Origin of the sequence: uncultured Jannaschia sp. (assembly GCF_947503795.1) — a bacterium.
Lineage (GTDB): Bacteria > Pseudomonadota > Alphaproteobacteria > Rhodobacterales > Rhodobacteraceae > Jannaschia.
Genome location: NZ_CANNEZ010000001.1, coordinates 1,812,290 through 1,827,500 on the forward strand (window position 1 = coordinate 1,812,290; position 15,211 = coordinate 1,827,500).

At 69.6% G+C, this 15,211-nt stretch carries 20 protein-coding genes; 1 reads left to right on the forward strand and 19 read right to left on the reverse strand.

The genetic code is table 11. The features are described from left to right. Positions 1–8 precede the first annotated feature (8 nt). From Q0833_RS09445 to fabF, 15 genes are all read right to left on the reverse strand, one after another. Positions 9–647 carry a phage tail tape measure protein gene (locus Q0833_RS09445; RefSeq protein WP_298433142.1) on the reverse strand — a complete coding sequence of 213 codons (639 nt, stop codon included), beginning with the start codon at positions 645–647 and terminating at the stop codon, positions 9–11. Continuing rightward, on the reverse strand, positions 640–840 hold the full coding sequence (locus tag Q0833_RS09450) for a rcc01693 family protein (RefSeq protein WP_298433144.1): 201 nt from the start codon (positions 838–840) through the stop codon (positions 640–642). Before Q0833_RS09450 ends, Q0833_RS09445 begins: the two co-directional genes overlap by 8 nt. Next, positions 837–1,160, reverse strand: coding sequence for a gene transfer agent family protein (locus tag Q0833_RS09455; protein WP_298433147.1), 324 nt, complete (start codon positions 1,158–1,160; stop codon positions 837–839). Before Q0833_RS09455 ends, Q0833_RS09450 begins: the two co-directional genes overlap by 4 nt. After that, a complete protein-coding gene (locus Q0833_RS09460; RefSeq protein ID WP_298433152.1) occupies positions 1,160–1,573 on the reverse strand; it encodes a phage major tail protein, TP901-1 family in 414 nt (137 codons plus the stop codon). The genes Q0833_RS09455 and Q0833_RS09460 overlap by 1 nt, the downstream gene beginning before the upstream one ends. Positions 1,574–1,601: 28 nt before the next feature. Next, positions 1,602–2,015, reverse strand: coding sequence for a DUF3168 domain-containing protein (locus tag Q0833_RS09465; RefSeq protein ID WP_298433155.1), 414 nt, complete (start codon positions 2,013–2,015; stop codon positions 1,602–1,604). Beyond that, entirely contained in the window at positions 2,012–2,353 is a 342-nt protein-coding gene (locus Q0833_RS09470; protein WP_298433158.1) for a head-tail adaptor protein, read from the reverse strand. Before Q0833_RS09470 ends, Q0833_RS09465 begins: the two co-directional genes overlap by 4 nt. Next, positions 2,350–2,904, reverse strand: a complete 555-nt coding sequence (locus tag Q0833_RS09475; RefSeq protein ID WP_298433161.1) for a hypothetical protein — start codon at positions 2,902–2,904, stop codon at positions 2,350–2,352. The genes Q0833_RS09470 and Q0833_RS09475 overlap by 4 nt, the downstream gene beginning before the upstream one ends. Before the next feature lie 161 nt (positions 2,905–3,065). Further along, a complete protein-coding gene (locus Q0833_RS09480; protein ID WP_298433164.1) occupies positions 3,066–4,211 on the reverse strand; it encodes a phage major capsid protein in 1,146 nt (381 codons plus the stop codon). A 33-nt stretch (positions 4,212–4,244) separates the two neighbouring features. Continuing rightward, complete coding sequence (locus tag Q0833_RS09485; RefSeq protein ID WP_298433168.1) at positions 4,245–4,772, reverse strand: HK97 family phage prohead protease; 528 nt, start codon at positions 4,770–4,772, stop codon at positions 4,245–4,247. Between the two features lie 11 nt (positions 4,773–4,783). Continuing rightward, positions 4,784–5,017, reverse strand: a complete 234-nt coding sequence (locus tag Q0833_RS09490) for a hypothetical protein (protein ID WP_298433170.1) — start codon at positions 5,015–5,017, stop codon at positions 4,784–4,786. Then, positions 5,014–6,162, reverse strand: a complete 1,149-nt coding sequence (locus Q0833_RS09495; RefSeq protein ID WP_298433173.1) for a phage portal protein — start codon at positions 6,160–6,162, stop codon at positions 5,014–5,016. Before Q0833_RS09495 ends, Q0833_RS09490 begins: the two co-directional genes overlap by 4 nt. 81 nt (positions 6,163–6,243) lie before the next feature. Beyond that, positions 6,244–7,587 (reverse strand): terminase family protein, encoded by a 1,344-nt coding sequence (locus Q0833_RS09500; protein WP_298435072.1) that lies wholly within the window; start codon positions 7,585–7,587, stop codon positions 6,244–6,246. Next, on the reverse strand, positions 7,517–7,876 hold the full coding sequence (locus tag Q0833_RS09505) for a hypothetical protein (RefSeq protein WP_298433176.1): 360 nt from the start codon (positions 7,874–7,876) through the stop codon (positions 7,517–7,519). The genes Q0833_RS09500 and Q0833_RS09505 overlap by 71 nt, the downstream gene beginning before the upstream one ends. A 221-nt stretch (positions 7,877–8,097) precedes the next feature. Continuing rightward, the gene (gene mltG / locus Q0833_RS09510; RefSeq protein WP_298433179.1) at positions 8,098–9,258 is read right to left on the reverse strand and encodes an endolytic transglycosylase MltG; all 1,161 of its coding nucleotides are present in this window, start codon (positions 9,256–9,258) and stop codon (positions 8,098–8,100) included. 20 nt (positions 9,259–9,278) lie between these two features. Then, positions 9,279–10,535: a beta-ketoacyl-ACP synthase II gene (gene fabF / locus Q0833_RS09515; protein WP_298435075.1), complete on the reverse strand. Its 1,257-nt coding sequence runs from the start codon at positions 10,533–10,535 to the stop codon at positions 9,279–9,281. A 144-nt stretch (positions 10,536–10,679) separates the two neighbouring features. Here fabF and Q0833_RS09520 point away from each other — a divergent pair, with 144 nt between their 5' ends. Beyond that, complete coding sequence (locus tag Q0833_RS09520; RefSeq protein WP_298433182.1) at positions 10,680–11,078, forward strand: hypothetical protein; 399 nt, start codon at positions 10,680–10,682, stop codon at positions 11,076–11,078. Positions 11,079–11,084: 6 nt separating this feature from the next. Here Q0833_RS09520 and Q0833_RS09525 read toward each other — a convergent pair whose 3' ends face one another. From Q0833_RS09525 to Q0833_RS09540, 4 genes are all read right to left on the reverse strand, one after another. Continuing rightward, positions 11,085–11,861, reverse strand: a complete 777-nt coding sequence (locus Q0833_RS09525) for an enoyl-CoA hydratase-related protein (RefSeq protein WP_298433185.1) — start codon at positions 11,859–11,861, stop codon at positions 11,085–11,087. Between the two features lie 62 nt (positions 11,862–11,923). Then, positions 11,924–12,433, reverse strand: coding sequence for a DUF2087 domain-containing protein (locus tag Q0833_RS09530; protein ID WP_298433189.1), 510 nt, complete (start codon positions 12,431–12,433; stop codon positions 11,924–11,926). A 197-nt stretch (positions 12,434–12,630) separates the two neighbouring features. Beyond that, positions 12,631–13,092, reverse strand: coding sequence for a cytochrome c-type biogenesis protein (locus Q0833_RS09535; protein ID WP_298433191.1), 462 nt, complete (start codon positions 13,090–13,092; stop codon positions 12,631–12,633). Next, on the reverse strand, positions 13,089–15,068 hold the full coding sequence (locus Q0833_RS09540) for a heme lyase CcmF/NrfE family subunit (protein WP_298433194.1): 1,980 nt from the start codon (positions 15,066–15,068) through the stop codon (positions 13,089–13,091). The genes Q0833_RS09535 and Q0833_RS09540 overlap by 4 nt, the downstream gene beginning before the upstream one ends. Positions 15,069–15,211 lie beyond the last annotated feature (143 nt).

Genomic DNA, 15,211 nt, shown 5'->3' on the forward strand with positions numbered 1-15,211 from the left:
AGTGCTCCTCAGCGGTTGCGATTGCCGCGCGACAGGGCGCGGGACATCTCGGCGGCGATCTGGCCGCGCGAGCGTCGGAAGCCCGCCGCATCGGGCGTCGAGATATTCATGTTGACCGTCACGGCCCCCCCGCCGCCGCTGGCCTGCACGCCGAGCCGCCCGTCGGCGCCGCGGGCCAGCGGCATGATCGCCTCGGGGCCCGCCTCGCCCATCAGGCCCGTGCCACCTCGCATCGGGAAGGCCGTCGCCTGGCTGACCACGCCGCCCCGCGCGAACGGCATGACGCGGCCCTGCGCGAAGGACGCGCCATCCGCGAAGGGCAGCACCGCGTTCAGCCCGCTGGCCAACGCACCGCCCAGCGCCGTCTGGATCGGCTTCATCGCCGTATTGTACGTCGCGTTCAGCATCGACTGCGCCATCGAATTGAGCGCGTCCGACAGCTTCATGCCGTCGAACACCACCCCGTCGAACGCGCTCTTGAGGCTGCCTCCGAAGGACCGCGACAGCCCCTTCACCTCGCGCCCGGTATGGAGCATCTGCCCCTCCAGCGCGCCCAGCTCCGCCGTGAAGCGCGCCACCACCGGCGCCGTCCCCGCGATCTGCGCCTCCAGCGCATCCAGTGCCGCGCCCTGCTCTGCGTCATCCATCGCCGTTCTCCTTCACATCCGGAAAGCGGGCGGCCAACGCGTCCAGCCCCGCCCGGTCCATCGGCAACCGCCCATCCCCGTGGCCCAACAGGAACGCGAGCTCCGCCGGGGTCAGCGCCCAGAACGCCGCGGGGCTCAGGCCCAGGCCGCGCATCCCGGCCCGCATCAGCGCCGGCCAGTCGAACGCGCTCATGTCGTCGGAAGGGCAAAGGCCCGCCGGAGCAGCGCCGCGGCCACCCGCGTCGCCTCGGCGGGCCCGCCCTCGATCTCGGCGGCCAGCAGGGCGTCCGGTCCCGCCCGCCAGCCGCCTGCATGCAACCCCGCAAGCAACAGGCGGGCCACGTCGCGGGCCGTAAAGGCCCCCGTCTCGAAGCGTTCGACCAGGGACACCAGACTGTCGGCCGCCATCGCGTCCTCCAGCTCCGCCAGGGCCCCGAGGGTCAGCTTCAGCACGCGGCGCTCGCCATCGATCACCAGGGCGACCTCGCCCGCATAGGGGTTGCCGCATCCCATCAGATCGCCGTGAAAGTCAGCTCGCCCGCCGATGCCAGCGAGATCTCGTAGGTGGCCTCGCCGTCATGGCTGCCGCCATATTCCAGCGACGTGATCTGAAAGGCCCCCTCGACGATCCCGAAATCGGGGATGATCACCTGGAATTCCGGCACCTCGCCGTCGAAGAACAGCTGCCGCGCCCGCGCATCCGTATCCGCATCGCGGAAGATGCCCGACCCCGACACGGCCGCCGATTTCACGCCGCCGCCCCCCAGAAGCTCGCGCCAGCCGCCCGCGCTCTCGGTCGACGTCACGTCGATCGAACCCGCATTGAAGGTCAGCCGCGTCGCGCGCAGACCCGCCAGCGTGCTGAACACGCCGGTCCCGTCCAGATCGACCTTCAACAGAAGGTCCTTTCCGCTTTGAACGCTCATGTCTCGTCTCCTTGTTGGTTGGCCGCCATCAGGCCGCCGGATCGTCCAGGCGCGCCCGGAACCACAGATCGATGCGCCGCGTGACCTCGCCCTCGTCGCGCCGCGCCCGCGCCAGCCGGAACCGGAGCGAGATCACCCGCCCCCGCGGCAGCGCAAGGTCGGCATTCGACAGCAAATCCGACAGCCGCGCCGCCACCCGCTTGGCGGTCACGTAGCCGGCCGTGCGCGTCACCACGCTCACCTTGAGATCGTGCGTCGTCACCTGGCCCGACGCGTCGCCTGCCGCGCGGGCGTTCTCCTGACCCAGCGCCACGAACAGGTCCGGCGCCGCATCGGGCACCGCGTCATAGATCGACGCGCCCACCAGCGACCCCAGTTCGGCATCCGCCGTCAGGCGCGCATAGATCGCCGCCTGCAATCCCTCGCTCAGCGCGTAGCTCATGCCCCCGCCCCCTCGTGGATCTCGGCGGCCATCACGACCAGCGCATCGTCCGCGCCGTCATGCACCGCCTCCACCTCGTAAAGCCGGGTCCCGTCGCGCAGCCGGTGCCCCATCTCGGGCCGCGCAGGATGTCCCTGTGGCAAATGATGAGTGCGGATCTTCACGCCCAGTCGCGGCGCGCGGCCGAATTCCGTCGCCTTCAGGCCCCCAGACCGCATCTGGATGCGGCCCCAGATCACGCCCCGCGCGTCCCAGCTCCGCAGGATGCCGCCACCGCCATCGGGCACCCGCACCGGCACCAGATGCTCGAGCCGACGCGTATAGCCCCCGCCGCTCATGCGCGCCCCCCGCCCAGACGCCGCTCCCGCATCGGCGCGATCAGCGACGCGACGTGCGCCGCGACCCCCTCGGGCACATCACCATCCGACGCCGCCGCCACCAGGATGACGGCCTGCGCTACCCCCGCCGGCACCGCGTCCCAGTCGCCGTACCCCGCCCGCAGGCGCAGCCGGACGACCGCGCCCTCGGGCACGGGATCGGCCAGCGCGACCACCGACCAATGCGGCTCGGATGCGACCCCGCCGATCGCCACGGGGATCGGACCCTCCGGCCCGTCCCGCTCGGCCTCCAGCACGTCGAGGACCGGCGCCAGCGGCAGCGCGATCCGACCGCCCTCGGCCACACCCGCCACGCGTAACTCGCGCGCGATCAGGATCTTGCCCAGCCGTGCCTCGATCTCGGCGATGGCCGCCAACAGCGACAGCGCCAGCCGCCGCGTGGGATCGGTCTCGACCCCGTAGCCCTCCGGCAATCGCAGATGCGCCGCCAGTTGCGCGATCGGCAGCGCCCCGTCCGCGATGGCCTCGGTTTCCAGTATCGTCATCGCCATGGATGCCTCCGCGAATGTCTGCAATCAGGACGGAACCGCCACGCCGCGCGTGCGGACCAGACCGGTGACCTGACGGCCCCGCCCCCCCGTGCCGTCCTGTACGCGGCCCCGGGGATGTGTGGGCCGCCCCCCGCGCCGGGGGACGGCCCATGACGTCATGTTCAGGTGATCGAGAACTTCAGCAGCTTGATCGCCGCGAAATCGGTCACGTCGCCACCGACCCGCTTGGTGGCATAGAACAGGACGTGCGGCTTGGCGCTGAACGGGTCGCGCAGGACCCGCAGGTCGGGGCGTTCGGCCACGGTGTAGCCCGCGCCGAAATCGCCGAACGCGATCGCCGTGGCATCGACGCCGATATCGGGCATGTCCTCCGAGATCAGCACCGGGTAGCCCATCAGCTGCGCCGGCTGACCGGCAGCGAGGCTGTCGCTCCAGAGGAAGCGGCCATCGGCGTCCTTCATCTTGCGCACAGCACCGGCGGTCTTCGAGTTCATCACGAAGCTCGCATTGGCACGGTACTTCGCACCCAGCGCGTAGACGAGATCGACGATCGCATCCGCCGCGTCGATCGCGGCGAAATCGCCCGCCTCGCCGGTCGCGACATAGCCGAGACCGCCCCAGCTCCAGGACGCCGCATCGACCGCCGGGTAGGTCAGGAACCCCGTCGGCTTGTCGATGCCGTCGCCGCCGACGAAGGCCGCGGCCTCGGCGGTGGCGAACTTGTCGGCGATGCGCCCGGCCAGCCAGCCCTCGATATCGAAGGCGGCGTCATCCAGCAGGCGCTGCGACGCCTTCGGCAGCGCCGAAAGCTCGTGCAACGGGATCGAGATGCGATCGAACAGCGGGCTATCCGTCTCGCCGACGGGACCCGCCTCGCTCGCCCATCCGGCCCCCATCTCGGTGCGGTCGACCAGCACGTCGAAGGACGTTGCCTCGACATTCACGACCGTCGCGATCGAGCGGATCGAGGCCGACGAGGTCAGCACCGACTTCACCGTCTCTGCCGTCTGCGGATCGACGAGATAGCCGCCTTCCGCGCTGACGGCCGTGTTCATCGACTTGCCGTCGAGCACGAGGCCGCGCAGCCCGTCATCGTCGCCCGAGCGCAGATAGGCGTCCATCGCCTTCTGGTGGGGGGCGTCGCCGGCATCGGCGGTTGCAAGCTGGGGACGGTGGGACGTGTGGGACATGGCGTTGCGCTTTTCCTGTAGTTCGATCCGTTGGGTGATATCTTGGCGGAAGCCTTTGAAATCGCTGACCAGACCGGCCAGCGCCTCGGTGACTTCCCCGACGCCGTCATGGCTCATCGGGTGTTCCTTCCTCGGTGTGTCAGGCGGCCATCAGTCGCGCGCCAGTTCCGCGCGGGCGGCTTCGATCGCCCGCGCCACGTCACGCAGCGGATCCGACTTGGACCCGACCCGCGCACTGGGCAGCATCGGAAAGGTCACCAGCGACACCTCCCAAAGCTCCAGTTCCTTCAGGAGCCTGCGCCCCCCCTCGTCCTTGGCGGCGCGCTTGACCGTGTAGCCGATGCTCAGCCCGTCCAGCGCCCCCGCCTCGATCAGCTCGGCCGCCTCGCGCGCCTTCTCGACGCCCGGCAGAAGGCGGCCCTTCACGAACAGGCCCCGCCCGTCCTCGACCACCTCGTCCCAGACCCCGATCACGCAGGCCGGATCGTGCTGCCAGAGCATCTTGACCCGCCGCCCCTCGGCCGACATCCGCGCGAGGCTGTCGCAATAGGCGCCCGGCGCGACCACGTCGCGCCCCATGTCCTCGACGCCGAACCACGAGGCATAGCCCGTGATCCAGACACCGTCCTCCAGCCGCACGGAGCCGTCCCCGTGCGCGAATTTCCGTTCCAGCCCCATGGCGGGCCCTCCTACAATGAGATCAGATACTTGACGCCCTGCGCGAGGATGGTCGCGACCACCCCCATCGCCGCGAGCCACAGCCGCTTCTCCAGCCGCTCCAGCATCACCTCGATGCCCTTCAGCCGGAATTCGAGCCCGTCCCAGCGCTCGGCGAGGACGCGTTCGTTCGCGTCGATCCGCGCGTTCGCGGCGTCGAACGGGTCGTAAAGGAACCGAGACCCGCTGCCGCGCAGCCCGCTCATGTGGTCAGGGGCGCCAACCCCAGCATCCGGCGCTTCTCGTCCGCCGTCAGGAAGTCGGCCGCCGCGATGCGCTGCCATTCCGCATCCCGCTCGCCCTGAAGCGCCGGCACCCGATCGCGATCCGCGCCCAGCGTCACCGGTGTCTCCGCGTGCAGGCCCAGCCAATGCCCCAGCGCCTCGCAGACCTTGCCAACCAGCGGCAGTACCGTCAGGCGATAGAAGGCCCGGTTCGCCTCGACGTAGTTGGCGTAGGTCGCGTCACCGGGAATCCCCAGGATCATCGGCGGCACCCCGAAGGCCGTCGCGATCTCGCGCGCCGCGGCCTCCTTGGTCTTCTGGAACTCCATGTCCGCGGGGCTGAACCCCATCGGTTTCCAGTCCAGCCCGCCATCCAGCAGCATCGGACGCCCCGCGTTGCGCGCGCCCTGGTGATACGCCTCCATCTCGACCGCCAGCCGGTCGAACTGGTCCGGCGTCAGCCCCTCGCCGGTGTTGACGATTGCCCCCGACGGCCGCGCTGCGTTGTCCAGAAGACCCTTCGACCAGCGCGACGCCGCGTTGTGCACGTCCAGCGCGCTCGCCGCCGCCTGCATCGGGCTCAGACCGTAATGGTCGTCCTGCGGGTGGAAGGCCCGGACATGGCAGACCGGGCTGACTTCTCCGACGTGGAACCGATGTTTCCGTCCGCCCACCGTGTAGTCATACGCCACCGGCCAGCCATCAGCACCCGGCACGACCGACATCCGGTCGGATCGCAGCACGTGCAGTTCCAACGGCAGACCGCCGCTCCCCACCGCCTCGACATAAGCGTCGCCGGTCAGGAGAAGCTGCCCGAAGAGGCCCTCCAGCCATTCCGACCGCCCCTGCGCCCCGTTGGGCCGCGACAAGAGGTCCAGCACCGGATGCACGTCGCAACGCCCGTCCGCATCCGCACAGACGATCGGCACCGCCGCCGCGGCCTCCGCGATCAGCTTCACCGCCCGGAACCCCACGGGGTTTCCCGTGAACCCCGTCCGCGTCAGCGAACCGGTGTCCCGCGGCGACCAGACCGCGCGGCCCGCCGATCCCATCGCAGCCAGCCGCCCCGTGGCCGAGGCCTTCACCTGCCGCGCGTCGCCGCCGGCCTTCTTGCCAAATCCGAACATGCCGCCGGTCCTCCACCGTCATCCCAAAGAAAAAGGGGCCACCCGGGCCCCCGCTCATCCATCCGCCCCGCGCCGTCGCCGTCAGAGCGATCGCACCTTCGGGCGCGCCCGCGCCTTCGCCGGGTCCAGGATCGCCTCCCAGAGCGCCCAGACCAGCGCGTCCACCCGGTCCGGTGACCCGGCCCCCGCATGGCCCAGCCGCGACATCCGGCACATCTGGTCCTCCAGCCGCCCCAAGTCGCGCAGATGCTTCACGCGGTTCTGCTCATAGAGCGCCGCGACCGGCTCGGCCCGCGCGCCCTTGGCCTCGCGCGCCGTCACCTTGCGATACGCGATGGTCGGGGCCACCTGCCGCAGCACCGCCTCGATCATGTCTCCGCCCTGGTTGCCCTCGGCGACCACCCGGTCCGCACCCCACCGCTCGTAGGCCGCCGCCACCGCCTCGGCCCATTCCGTCGGCGACGCCGCGGCCACCGTCGCGTCTTCCAGGACCCAGGCCCGCCATTCCGCGGGCGGCCCCTGCGTGATCACCCCGACCACCACGATGCCCGTCTCGTCGGACGCCGCGCCCGAACTCACCGCCGGGTCCACGCCCACGACGATCCGGTCGAACGCCGGACATTCCTCGGTCCGGCACGCGTCCAGCGCCGCCGTCGTCCAGAACGCCCCCTCGACATCGTCCAGCAGCACACCGTCCAGCTCCTGCCGCCCGATCCGCGTGCCGCCGTAGCGCGCCCGCACCTCCTCCAGGAATCCGTTCGCCAGATGCGCCCGGTTCGCTTCGGTCGGCGCATGGGTCACGACCGTGCTGTCACGCCCCAGAAGCCGCTTGAGCACGTCCACGTTGCGCGGCGTCGTCGTCACCACCGCGCGCGGGTCGTCCCCCAGGCGCAAACCGAACTGCAGCATGTCCCACGTGGCCTCCGCACGGCCCCATTTCGCCAGCTCGTCCAGCCAGGCCGCATCGAATTGCGGCCCCCTGAGCGCCTCGTGGTCATAGGCCGAGAACGCCTGCGCCTCCGCCCCGTTGGGCCAGATCAGCTTGCGCTGCCCCGCCTTCCAGACGGGCCGCCGGTCGGGCGGCGAGCAGGCCAGAATGCCGCTTTCGCCCTCGACCATCACGTCGCGGACCTGCTCATAGGTTTCGCCGACCAGCGCCACGCGGCGCGCGACCCCGGCCTGCAACGGACGCGATCCCTCGACCTGCGCGCGCACCCATTCGGACCCGGCCCGTGTCTTGCCGGCGCCGCGCCCGCCCATGATCACCCAGGTGCGCCAGTCACCGCCGGGCGGAAGCTGGTGCTCCATCGCCCAGAAATCGAAAAGCCACGGCAGCGCCGCGGCCTCCCCATCCTCAAGGTCCGCAATCCACGCCGCGCGGTGCTCCGGCGCGAGCGATGCGATCAAGGCGGCCCCGTATCGCAGATCGTGCGGCGTCGAAGTCGATTCCGTCGCCGCCACTGCCAATGCGTCTGATCTCATAGGCCTTGCCTTCCTCTTCCAAAGCGACGCGATGCGATTTGGCCACCTCCTTGGCGGCCGCGATGGCCTCCCTCGGATCGCTCTCGGCCGCGGGCGCCGCCCGCAGCTCCGTCACCTTCGCGTCCAATACGTCGCGGAGCGCCTCCATGCTCCGCCACGCCTGTGTTGAACGTTGCTGCGCGCGGGACAGTGCGTCACGCGCGCCTTGGTCGTCCTCCTCGGTATCCGTCATATCGCCAGCCCCATGCAGGTATCGTCATGGTCCGCACGCTCGGAAACGAGAAAGGCGGGCCGGGTTTCCCCGGTCCGCCTTGCCCATTTCTTCCAGCTTGCCCTCAAAGTGTTTTTGAGCGCGCGGTGGGTCAACACCCTAAATCGCCGGACGCAGCGAATAACGACAACGCACTGAAATCGCGCCGAAATCCGAATGCGCGCGCCGCGCGCCCGACCGCTTCAGTTCCCGCTCGTCGCCTCGCGCGCCGCTTCGATGGCCCGCCATTCGGCCACGTTCGCGTTATGCTCGGCCAGCGTCTCGGCAAAGGCGTGCCCGCCCGTGCCGTCCGCCACGAAGAAGATGTAATCCGTCTCTTCGGGGTCCAGCGCCGCCCGGATCGCCTCCGGGCCCGGATTGGCGATCGGCGTCGGCGGCAACCCGTCGATCACGTAAGTGTTGTAGGGCGTCTCGGCGCGCAACTCGCTCGCCCGGATGCCGCGGCCCAGCGGTCCCTGCCCGCGCGTGATCCCGTAGATCACCGTCGGGTCCGTCTGCAGCCGCATCCCCTGCTCGATCCGGTTCGTGAAGACCGCCGCGACCGTGCGCCGTTCCTCGGGAACGCCTGTCTCCTTCTCGACGATCGACGCGAGGATCAGCGCCTCCTCCGGCGTCGTCACCGCCACATCGGGCGAGCGCGAGGCCCAGGCATCGGCGAGGATGCGCTCCTGCGCCACGCGCATCCGGCCCACCAGATCCGCAACATTCGATCCGCGCGCGACGTCATAGGTGTCGGGCGCGAGCGTCCCTTCCGGCGGCACCGGCACCTCGCCTTCGAGGAAGTCGGCGCCCTTCAGCCCCTCGATCACCTCCCACGAGGTGAGGCCGGGTGCCACCGACACGCGCCAGGTGATCGGCACGCCCCGCTCGACCAGCGCCGTGTAGTCCTCGGGCACCGCGTCACCCGGCGCGAAGGTCGCGATCTCGACCAGCGTCTCCTGACCCGGCACCCGCTCGCGCACCCGGACCTCGGGCCCCTGCGAGCGGAGCAGATACGTCACCGTGTAGGGAAAGACCGACGGCCCGCCCGCGGTCACGATGTCCAGCACCTCCGGCATCGAGGCCCCGGCCGGGATCTCGTAGGTGCCGAACTTCAGGTCGTCGCCCCGCTCGGTATAGCTTGCCCCGATCCGGAACAGCGTCGCCGACGACACGATCCCCGCCTCGGCCAGCCCCTCGCTCACACGGCGCAGCGACGCGCCCCGCGGCACCTCGAAGAACGCGGCCTCGGCCAGCGGCCCCGCATCGGACCAGCGCGCCTGCTGGATGCCGATGATCGCGGCGAGACAGGCGATCCCGACCACGCCCAACGTCAGGACATTGGCGGCAATATGCTTCCACATCAGTCGGTTCTACCCTGAAGTTAATCCAGCTTCGCCATCACGAGCGACGCGTTCGTACCGCCGAACCCGAACGAGTTCGACAGCGCGACCGAGATCGACCGCCGCTCGGCAGCTTTCGGCGCGAGCGACAGCTTCGGCTCGACCGCCGGCTCATCGAGGTTCAACGTCGGCGGCGCCACCTGGTCGCGCATCGCGAGGATGCAGAAGATCGCCTCGACCGCGCCCGCGGCCCCCAGCAGATGCCCGATGGCGGACTTGGTCGAGGACATCGTCGCCTTCGCCGCATGGTCGCCCATCATCCGCTCCACCGCGCCCAGCTCGATCGTGTCGGCCATGGTCGAGGTGCCGTGCGCGTTGATGTAATCCACGTCCCCCGGCTCCATGCCTGCGTTGCGCAGCGCCGCGCGCATCGAGCGTTCGGCCCCGTCGCCGTCCTCAGACGGCGCCGTGATGTGATAGGCATCGCCCGACATCCCGTAGCCCTTGATCTCGGCATAGATCTTCGCGCCCCGTGCCTTAGCGTGCTCGTATTCCTCCAGCACGACGACGCCCGCGCCCTCGCCCATGACGAAGCCGTCGCGATCTGCCGAATAGGGCCGCGACGCCTTGGTCGGATCATCGCCCCATTTCGTTGACAAAGCCTTGCAGGCGTTAAAGCCCGCGATACCGATCTCGCTGATCGGGCTCTCGGCGCCGCCCGCGACCATCACGTCCGCATCGCCCAGCATGATCAGCCGCGACGCGTCGCCGATGGCATGCGCGCCCGTCGAACAGGCCGTCACGACCGCATGGTTCGGCCCCTTGAAGCCGTACCGAATGCTGACCTGTCCGCTAACGAGGTTAATCAAAGCCGACGGAATGAAGAACGGCGACACCCGCCGCGGCCCCCGCTCCTTCAGCGTCACGGCCGTCTCGGCGATCGTCTGGAGCCCGCCGATCCCCGATCCGATCATCACCCCGGTCCGAAGCTTGCCCTCCTCGCCGGGCGTCCACCCGGAATCCTTCACCGCCTGCTCGGCCGCGGCCATCCCGTAGAGGATGAACTCGTCGACCTTGCGCTGCTCCTTCGGCTCCATCCAGTCGTCGGGGTTGAACGTCCCGTCCGACCCGTCGCCGCGCGGCACTTCGCAGGCATAGGTCGTCGCGAGGTGTCCCGCATCGAACCGCGTGATCGGACCCGCACCCGACCGCCCATCGATCAGGCGCCGCCACGTCTCCTCGACCCCGGACGCCAGCGGCGTCACCATTCCCAGTCCGGTCACCACCACACGGCGCATCTGCATGATCCGATCTCCCTGACGATCTGCCGGATCACCTACCCAAACGCGGCGGGCGGGCGCAAGCCGCCGCCGTTCCTCAGCACGGCTCCGAAACTATGCTACCCTCAGACGCACAACCGCTACATGTTCCGAGGATACCCCATGTTCCGATTTATCTTCGTCGCCTTGATCGCCGCCGCCGCACCCGCAACGGCCGAGATCATCGAATCCTACTATGCCGAGATCGGTCCCGAGGATCGCCGCAACTCGCGCGGCGCCGGCCTTTCCGATCCCGGCGCGATCCTCCAGCAGGACCGCGCGAACTACCATCGGTTCGGAATCCGCCATTCTGGAGACGAGGGCGACGTGTTCTTCGCCAACCGCGATCTGCGTGCACAGATTCCCGGCCTCTACGCGCGCGGTCGCCGCGACGCATGGTCGGACGGCGTGCTGACAGGCGATTTCAATGTCGGGATCGTCGTCTTCATCTGCGGCGGCCGCAGCCAGCCGACGCATCTCAACGTCGAGCCGGCGGATGGCGACGGTTATTTCGGCTGCTGAGCGCTCCTACCGCCCCTCGAACTTCGCCGGCCGCTTTTCGAGAAACGCCATCACGCCCTCCTGGAAGTCGCGGCTGTGCCCGGCCTCGCCCTGTAGCTTCGCTTCCAGCGCCAGCTGCTTGTCGAGCGTGTTGTCCATGCTTCCCCGGATGGCGCGCTTGACGTTCCGGTAGGCGACCGACGGCCCCGTCGCGAGGTGGCGCGCCCGCTCGGCCCAATGGGCGGCGAATTCGTCGTCCGGCACCGCCTCCCAGATCATGCCCCACACGCTCGCCTGGTTGGCCGAAACCGGCTCGGCAAACAGCGCGGCACCCATCGCCTTGGCCGTCCCCATCTGCCGCGGCAACCAGTAGGTGCCGCCCGCATCCGGGATCAGTCCGATCCGTGTGAAGGCCTGCAGGAACACCGCGCTCTCGGTCGCGATCACCACGTCCGCGGCCAGCGCGAGGTTCGCCCCCGCCCCCGCCGCCGGGCCGTTCACCGCCGCGATGGTCGGAATCGAACAATCGAAGATCGCGCGCAGCATCGGCTCGTACTCATCCCGCAGCGTCCGCTCGAGGTTGAGGTTCCCGACATTCGCCCGGTCGCCCAGATCCTGACCCGAACAGAACGCCTTGCCCTTGCCCGTCATCACCAGCACCCGCGCCGTCGTCTCGGCCGAGCCCACCGCGTGCAGGATCTCGGCCCGCATCTGGGTGTTCAGCGCGTTCATCTTGTCGGGCCGGTTCAGGGTCAGCACGGCGACCCCGTCGCGTTCGCTCAAGCGGATCGTCTCATAGTCCATGGCGCATCTCCTGTGTCGGCGGCGACCCTAGGCCGGGCCGCCGCCGCAGAAAAGCCGGAACGTCAGGGCAGAACCAGCCGGATCAGCGCCCGTGCGGTCGGGTCCGGCGCGCGGTTGACGCGCCGGTATTCCGACCCGTCCAGCGTCCGGGTCAGCATCCCTTCGCCCACCATCTCGCGCCGGATGCCGGCCGCATCGCGGAAGGTGCAGAGCGCGTGGATGTCGGCGCTGATCGCGCGCTCGTCCTTGACCGTGCCCGCATCCAGCCGCGCCCAGATCGGCCAGAGGCACAAGAGCCGCAGCGACCGCTTGACCGGCCACCCCGTGAAGCGCCCCTCGGCGTCGAACCGCGCGGCGGCCCGCTTGACGCGGTCCATGTCGGGCGGCGGCTCGGGCATGGTTTCGCCCCAGCCCTGCGCGGCCTTCAGGTGCTGGAAGTTGCGAAACCCGGCCGCCTTGGCCACGGCATTCAGCATCGACTGATGCGATGGCGGGTCGGGCAATTGCCCGCGCAGGGTTCGGGCGAAGCTGTTCACGTCCTCGAGGACGAGTGGAAGGGAATCCCTCGGCATGATCTCTCTCCTGCCGTCATCGCTGCCCCGTCGGGGTGGGGGGACCGCCCTTGCCCTCCGGATGCGGCGGAGGGGATCGTGTCGTGCGCGTATCGCGGGGTTCAGCATGACCTCTCGGCCGGCGGTGCCTCGGTTCCCACGGACCGTGCCGGGGCCATAGCGCAGCCGGGCCCGATGCGCCAGACCGCAGCCGCGCCTCAGCCGTCGCGACCGTCGTCCAGGAGAACCTTCAGCCGCGCCTCGTCCGCGTCCGACAGCCCGTCATCCACCACGGCGCGCTGGCGCGTGACATGCGCCGCGGCCAGCCCGCCGCCGAGCAGCAGCAGCGCCAGCGGCGCACCCCAGAGCAAAAGCGTCGACCCGCTCGCGGGCGGGTTCAAGAGGACGTATTCGCCGTAACGATCCACCAGGTAGGCGATGACCTCGGCATCGCTGTCGCCCGCCACCAGCCGTTCGCGCACCAGAAGGCGCAGGTCGCGCGCAAGCTCTGCGTTGCTCTCATCGATCGACTCGTTGCGGCAGACGAGGCAGCGGATGTTTTTCGACAGATCGCGCGCCCGCTCCTCCAGCGCCGTGTCCGCAAGCACCTCGTCGGGCTGCACGGCCAGCGCAGGGGTCGCGGCCAACAGCGCCGCCAGCAAGATCGCCCCGAGCTTCACTCCGCCGGCACTCCGCCGGACGGAACCGGGCGCTTGCGCCGTGCACCCGCCGCGACGCGATACCGCCGATCCGACAGCGACACGAGCCCGCCCAGCGCCATGATGATGGCACCGCCCCAGATCCAGTTGGCGAAGGGCTTGATATAGACCCGCACCGCGTAGCCGCCGCCCTGCTGCGGATCGCCGATCACGGCATAGACGTCGCGCGTGAACCCGTTGTCGATCCCGGCTTCGGTCGTCGGCATCTGCGCCACCGGATAGACCCGTTTCTCGGCCGGAAGGATGCCGATATCGCGGCCATCCTCGTAGACATGCATCTGGGCCAGGGTCGAGATGTAGTTCGGCCCCTGCACGCGCCGCACATCCTCGAGAACGATCTCGTAGCGCCCGAGGGTCATGCGGTCGCCCACATCCATGACCTCGATCTTCTCCTGTTGCCAGGCGGTCAGCGCGGCCACCCCGAAGATCGTGATCCCGAGACCGCCATGGGCCAGCGCCTTGCCCCAGTCCGCACGCGGCAGCCGCGTCAGGCGGCCCAGCCGCGACCCGACGGACCCGCGACCGGTCCGCGACCCGAGGTCCACGCCCGCCGCGACCACGAGCCAGACGCCCAGCGCCACTCCCAGCGGCCCGCCGAGCGAGCGCCCTGTCTGCAGCGCCCAGACCAGCCCGGCCAGTGCCAGCGCCAGCACCGCGACCGGCACCATCCGCCGCAACGTGGCCCCCCGTCCCCGCTTCCACGGCAGGATCGAGCCCAGCGGCAGGATCACGGCGAGCGCGATCACGAAGGGCGTGAAGGCCGCGTTGAAGAAGGGCGGGCCGACCGACAGCTTCCGGTCAAAGGCCATCTCGGCCACCAGCGGCCATATCGTTCCGATGAAGACCACGAAACACGCGACCGCCAGCAGGAGGTTGTTGGCCACAAGCGCCGATTCCCGCGACACGACGCCGAACACGCCCTTGGCCTGCATCGCCGGCGCGCGAATCGCGAAGAGGAGCAGCGCACCGCCGGTGAAGATGCCGAGGATGGCGAGGATGTAGACGCCCCGCTCGGGATCGTTGGCGAAGGCGTGGACGGAGGTCAGCACACCCGATCGCACGATGAACGTGCCGATCAGCGAGAAGCCGAAGGCCAGGATCGCCAGAAGGATCGTCCAGGCCTTCAGCGCCTCGCGCTTCTCGACCACGATGGCCGAGTGCAGCAGCGCCGCCGCGATCAGCCATGGCATGAAGGACGCATTCTCGACCGGGTCCCAGAACCAGAACCCACCCCAGCCCAGCTCGTAATAGGCCCACCAGCTACCCAGCGCGATGCCCACCGTCAGGAAGAGCCAGGCCGCCAGCGTCCAGGGCCGCACCCAGCGCCCCCAGGCGGCGTCGACACGCCCCTCGATCAGGGCCGCGACCGCGAAGCTGAACGCCATCGAAAGGCCGACATAGCCGAGATAGAGAAACGGCGGATGAAAGGCCAAGCCCGGATCCTGCAGCAGCGGGTTCAGGTCCTCGCCGTTGAAGGGCGGCGTCGCCAGCCGGATGAACGGGTTCGAGGTGAAGAGGATGAAGGCGTAGAAGGCCACGCCGACGCTCGCCTGCACGGCAAGGACGCGGGCCCGCAGGGTGTCGGGCAACTGCCCGCCGAACCAGGACGCCGCCGCCCCGAACAGCGCAAGGATCAGCACCCAGAGAAGGAGCGACCCCTCGTGGTTCCCCCAGACTCCCGTGACCTTGTAGAGCATCGGCTTGTCGGTATGCGAATTCAGCACCACCAGCTTCAGCGAGAAATCCGAGGTCACGAAGGCATAGGTCAGCGCCGCGAAGCTGAACCCCACCAGCAAGACCTGCACGGTCGCGGCGGGGTTTCCGACCGCCATCCACCCGGTCCAGCCCTTCCAGGCACCGATCAGGGGGACCGTCATCTGCACGATGGCGACGGCGAAGGCGAGGATGAGGGCGAAATGGCCGAGTTCGATGATCATGCGACCGGTATATGGGTCGGGACCGTCCGGGCCAATGGGGCGTCTGCGCGCATGGCCGGGACGTGATGGAACACGGCCCGCACGCCCTGTCGTCCTCTGGCCCGAAGTACCTCGGGGAGCGCGAGGGGCTGGCCCCTCGCACC

What these genes read in the sequence shown, in the direction of transcription:
- Q0833_RS09465 (WP_298433155.1), bottom strand. Translation starts at nt 2,015, where the DNA reads ATGAGCTACGCGCTGAGCGAGGGATTGCAGGCGGCGATCTATGCGCGC.
- Q0833_RS09505 (WP_298433176.1), bottom strand. Translation starts at nt 7,876, where the DNA reads ATGACGGATACCGAGGAGGACGACCAAGGCGCGCGTGACGCACTGTCC.
- Q0833_RS09455 (WP_298433147.1), bottom strand. Translation starts at nt 1,160, where the DNA reads ATGGGATGCGGCAACCCCTATGCGGGCGAGGTCGCCCTGGTGATCGAT.
- Q0833_RS09530 (WP_298433189.1), bottom strand. Translation starts at nt 12,433, where the DNA reads ATGCCGAGGGATTCCCTTCCACTCGTCCTCGAGGACGTGAACAGCTTC.
- Q0833_RS09495 (WP_298433173.1), bottom strand. Translation starts at nt 6,162, where the DNA reads ATGTTCGGATTTGGCAAGAAGGCCGGCGGCGACGCGCGGCAGGTGAAG.
- Q0833_RS09470 (WP_298433158.1), bottom strand. Translation starts at nt 2,353, where the DNA reads ATGAGCGGCGGGGGCTATACGCGTCGGCTCGAGCATCTGGTGCCGGTG.
- Q0833_RS09540 (WP_298433194.1), bottom strand. Translation starts at nt 15,068, where the DNA reads ATGATCATCGAACTCGGCCATTTCGCCCTCATCCTCGCCTTCGCCGTC.
- Q0833_RS09450 (WP_298433144.1), bottom strand. Translation starts at nt 840, where the DNA reads ATGAGCGCGTTCGACTGGCCGGCGCTGATGCGGGCCGGGATGCGCGGC.
- Q0833_RS09525 (WP_298433185.1), bottom strand. Translation starts at nt 11,861, where the DNA reads ATGGACTATGAGACGATCCGCTTGAGCGAACGCGACGGGGTCGCCGTG.
- Q0833_RS09460 (WP_298433152.1), bottom strand. Translation starts at nt 1,573, where the DNA reads ATGAGCGTTCAAAGCGGAAAGGACCTTCTGTTGAAGGTCGATCTGGAC.
- Q0833_RS09475 (WP_298433161.1), bottom strand. Translation starts at nt 2,904, where the DNA reads ATGGCGATGACGATACTGGAAACCGAGGCCATCGCGGACGGGGCGCTG.
- fabF (WP_298435075.1), bottom strand. Translation starts at nt 10,535, where the DNA reads ATGCGCCGTGTGGTGGTGACCGGACTGGGAATGGTGACGCCGCTGGCG.
- Q0833_RS09485 (WP_298433168.1), bottom strand. Translation starts at nt 4,772, where the DNA reads ATGGGGCTGGAACGGAAATTCGCGCACGGGGACGGCTCCGTGCGGCTG.
- Q0833_RS09520 (WP_298433182.1), top strand. Translation starts at nt 10,680, where the DNA reads ATGTTCCGATTTATCTTCGTCGCCTTGATCGCCGCCGCCGCACCCGCA.
- Q0833_RS09480 (WP_298433164.1), bottom strand. Translation starts at nt 4,211, where the DNA reads ATGAGCCATGACGGCGTCGGGGAAGTCACCGAGGCGCTGGCCGGTCTG.
- Q0833_RS09490 (WP_298433170.1), bottom strand. Translation starts at nt 5,017, where the DNA reads ATGAGCGGGCTGCGCGGCAGCGGGTCTCGGTTCCTTTACGACCCGTTC.
- Q0833_RS09445 (WP_298433142.1), bottom strand. Translation starts at nt 647, where the DNA reads ATGGATGACGCAGAGCAGGGCGCGGCACTGGATGCGCTGGAGGCGCAG.
- mltG (WP_298433179.1), bottom strand. Translation starts at nt 9,258, where the DNA reads ATGTGGAAGCATATTGCCGCCAATGTCCTGACGTTGGGCGTGGTCGGG.